We start from the raw sequence: 3784 nt of genomic DNA, 5'->3' as shown, positions 1-3784 counted from the left end.
TCTGGCCCGCCCCCAACTCGCCGAGCCGGTTCTTTTCGTTCCCGGCCCCGCTCCCTGGCAGCCCCGATAAAGTTACACGGGCCGCAACGAAAGTACTAATCGCCTGGTCAAGACGCCTTTCCAATCGTCCACACCCAGAACCGGCCCGCCCCAGGGCCGAAACCCCGAGCCAGCAGCCCCATGGCCCGCGACCACCGTCACCGATGGGTGGGAACCCGTTCGATGTCGCCGCCGAGCGAGCGGACGTTGCCCACGAAGTCGGAATACCCGCGGTCGATGTGGAACACCTCGCAGACCTCGGTCACGTCATCCGCGCACATCCCCGCGAGCACGAGCCCGGCGCCGGCGCGGATATCGCTCGCCCAGACCGTCGCCGAGTCCAGGCGCTCGCGACCGACGATCTTCGCGTGGTGACCGTCGGTCTCGGCGTCGACACCCATCCGCACCATCTCCTCGACAAAGCGGAATCGGGCTTCGAAGAGGTTCTCGGTGACCACCGAGACCCCCTCGGAGACCGAGGCGAGGGCGATCGCCATCGGCTGGAGGTCGGTCGGGAACCCGGGGAACGGCAGGGTCCGGATGTCCCGCGCCCGGGGTCTGCCCTCCTGACGGACGCGGATGTGGTCGGGTCCCGTCTCGACGTCGGCACCCACGGCGCGGAGGTTCTCCAGCACCACGTGGATGAACATCGGGTCGATCCCGGTGACGGTGACGTCCCCCCGGGTCATGACCGCGCCCATCGCCCAGGTGGCGGCGACGATCCGGTCGCCGATCACCCGGTGACTGACGGGAGTGAGCTCGTCGACGCCGCGGATGGTGATGGTGCTCGTCCCCGCGCCGCTGATCTGTGCGCCCATCTCGTTGAGCAGGTCGCAGATGTCCACGATCTCGGGCTCGCGGGCGGCGTTCTTCAGCACGGAGGTGCCCTTCGCCAACACCGCCGCGGTCACGAAGGTCTCGGTCGCGCCGACGGAGGGGAAGCTCAGTTCGTAGCTCGCGCCCCGGAGCTCGGTGGCCTCGGCGACCAGGCGACCGTGGTCCATCCTGGTGCGGGCGCCGAGACGATTGAGCCCGTTCTGGTGCCAGTTGAGGGGGCGGCTCCCGATCGCGTCTCCGCCCGGCATCGCGATCACGGCCCGGTGGTGGCGGCCGACGAGGGGGCCCAGGATGCACACCGAGGCTCGGAGTCGCTGGGCTGCCTTGTCGTCCGCGATGTGCCCCGGTTCGGCGGGCGTGTCGATCACCACGGTGTCGCCGGAGATCTCGACGGTGCACCCGAGGTGCCTCAGCACATCGGCCATCGCCGGCACATCGGAGATCGAGGGACAGTTGGTCAGCGTCGTCCGGCCCTCGGCCATCAGGGCGACCGCCATCAACTTGAGGACACTGTTTTTGGCCCCCGCGACGGAGATCTCTCCGGACAGTCGGGTGCCGCCTCTGACGAGGAAACTCTCCTCGCGGGACGTGGGATTACCGCTCACGGGTCCACCCTAGGCGAGACCGCCGATTCGTCCGCCGACCGCGGGGCCCGCGGCCACGTAGGTTGACTGCCATGGCTGTTCATCTGACGAAGATATATACCCGCACCGGCGACGACGGATCGACCGGACTGTCCGACTTCTCCCGAGTGAGCAAGAACGACCCGCGGCTCGTGGCGTACGCGGACTGCGATGAGGCCAACGCCGCGATCGGCGTGGCCCTGACCGTCGGCGGACTCGACGAGCGCGTCGCCACCGTGCTCAGGACGGTGCAGAACGATCTCTTCGACGCGGGCGCGGACCTGTCGACCCCCATGGTGGAGAACCCCAAATACCCGCCGCTGCGGATCGAGCAGTCCTACATCGACCGGCTCGAGGGCTGGATCGACGAGTTCAACGCGGATCTGCCGGACCTCACGTCGTTCATCCTCCCCGGCGGGACCCCCGGGGGCGCGTACCTCCACGTCGCGCGCACCGTCGCCCGCCGTGCGGAGCGGGCGGCGTGGGCTGCCGTCGAGGCGTTCCCCGAGACCACCTCGGTCCTGCCGGCCAAGTACCTCAACCGGCTCTCGGACCTGCTGTTCGTGCTGGGCCGCGTCGCGAATCCCGAGGGCGACGTGCTGTGGGTGCCGGGCGGCGAGCGCTGACGCGTCCCGCGCCCGCTCTACGCCGCGCGGCTCAGGGCAGCGCGCCCATGCGCCGCGCGGCGTTGACCGCCTCGAAGCGGGTGTGCGCGTCGAGCTTGCGCATCACCGATCGCAGGTAGCTCTTGACGGTCTCGGCACCGATGCCCATGTCGGCGGCGGTCTCGATGTTCGTCTTGCCCTGGGCGACACACGCCAGCACGTCGAGCTCGCGGCGGGAGAGGCGCGCGGTGGGCATCTCGGGCGGCGGTGAGACCATCTCCGCGCAGATCCGTTCGAGCTCCGCGCGGACGTCGGGGTCCTCGGTGCGTGAGGCGAGCATCCGCAGGCGGGCGTGGGTCTCGCGCATCCGCTCGTTGGACAGCACGTCGTCCCAGCGGCCCTCACCGGAGCCGGGACCGACCGGGGCCGAACCGCGCGCCGCCAGCGCGTCGTTCACGGCGATCTCCTGCTCGAGGGCGCGCGCGGTGGCGGCCATCTGGTTGAGGACCTTCTCGCCGAACCGCACCGACGAGTGCACGCCGGCGTAGATGACGGCGCGCACGTCCTTGCCCACCACCACCGGGATCGCGGCCATGGACCGCAGGCCCTCGGAGAGCACCGGGAGGTCGTACTCGTGGGTGATGACGCCCGCGCGCGGGTAGTCGGCCACGCCGACCGGCTTGCCGGTGGCCATGACCTTCCCGCCCACACCGGCGCCGTAGTGGACCTTGAGGTCCTTCATCGCCGAGGTGCGCATCCCGAGCGATTCGGACAGCACGAGCGTGTGTCCCTCGCCGACCACTCCCCCGATCGTCACGGGGATCCCGGTCGCCTCACGCAGGGCCGCGATAGCGCTGCGCACCGAGGCGAGGTCACGCTTGCGCCGCTGGGCATCGCCCGCTGCGCTCGGGCCGCGGCCCGCATTCTCCTCGTCCACGAGGTCTCCTCCCTCGTTCGGTGCAGCACCCCCACCGCGGTCGGTGCAGCACCCCCACCGCGGTCGGTGGGGCCCCTGTCGGTGCGACACTTCGCCGTCGTCAGCGCCACTATACGCACGTGGACGGGGTGATGCCGAACAGGAACATGAGACGACCGTCAGGTCGACGGGGGTAGTGCGCCGGGCGTTCCCACGCGGAAGACACTCAGGGAGTGAAGGCTGGATCGAATGCCTCGGGATCCTCGGGATCGGCGAGCATCGCCGCGGTCCCGGTGAGGGGTGCCGCGCGCTGTTCGTCGTAGATCCACTCCTCCACGTCACTGGAGTCCGGGTCACCGATCAGGTACGGGTGCAGGCCCAGGCCGGCGGCGGGGTCGACGTGCTCACCGGGCGTCAGAACGGCCTCATCGAGGAAGCGCGTCACCTCGTCGTCGTCCATCCCCACGCCGATCACCACCAGGCCGTCGGGTCCGGATCCCCCGGCGCGCAGCTCCAACCGGCGGCCCACCAGGGCCACCTCGTAGCGTCGCGGGCCGTCCGCGTCCGCCAGGGTCAGCGTGCCCTTGGCTCGGTAGGCGCCGGTCGGCGGCGCGGAGACCGCGGCGAGGAACCGGCGCGGGTGGAGGTGGCCGGCGGGCGCGACGGTGACGGCCGTGTAGCCGTCGTGGAGGTGGGAGTTGTTGTGCGCGTCGCCGCCCGGCGCGTGTCCCCCGTCCGGCGCGGCGGTCGACGCGGTGCGGGGC

General features: G+C 70.7%; 4 protein-coding genes. 1 reads left to right on the top strand and 3 read right to left on the bottom strand.

Annotated features, from left to right (window positions below; all coding sequences use genetic code 11):
• Nucleotides 1-197: 197 nt before the first annotated feature.
• On the bottom strand, nt 198-1481 hold the full coding sequence (gene murA, locus HMPREF3086_RS16400) for a UDP-N-acetylglucosamine 1-carboxyvinyltransferase (RefSeq protein WP_007627009.1): 1284 nt from the start codon (nt 1479-1481) through the stop codon (nt 198-200).
• 71 nt (nt 1482-1552) lie between these two features.
• Here murA and HMPREF3086_RS16395 point away from each other — a divergent pair, with 71 nt between their 5' ends.
• Nucleotides 1553-2125, top strand: coding sequence for a cob(I)yrinic acid a,c-diamide adenosyltransferase (locus tag HMPREF3086_RS16395; protein ID WP_070722972.1), 573 nt, complete (start codon nt 1553-1555; stop codon nt 2123-2125).
• A 31-nt stretch (nt 2126-2156) separates the two neighbouring features.
• On the opposite strand, the gene HMPREF3086_RS16390 is transcribed toward HMPREF3086_RS16395, so the two are convergent.
• Both HMPREF3086_RS16390 and HMPREF3086_RS16385 read right to left on the bottom strand, forming a co-directional pair.
• A complete protein-coding gene (locus tag HMPREF3086_RS16390; RefSeq protein WP_061228985.1) occupies nt 2157-3041 on the bottom strand; it encodes a LuxR C-terminal-related transcriptional regulator in 885 nt (294 codons plus the stop codon).
• Between the two features lie 205 nt (nt 3042-3246).
• On the bottom strand, nt 3247-3784 hold a 538-nt coding region (locus HMPREF3086_RS16385; protein WP_141764136.1), incomplete at its 5' end, for a GTP-binding protein.

The organism is Dietzia sp. HMSC21D01, assembly GCF_001815995.1.
GTDB lineage: Bacteria > Actinomycetota > Actinomycetes > Mycobacteriales > Mycobacteriaceae > Dietzia > Dietzia cinnamea.
Note: the sequence above shows the minus strand (reverse complement) of the source record. Positions and strands in the feature narration are given on the sequence as shown.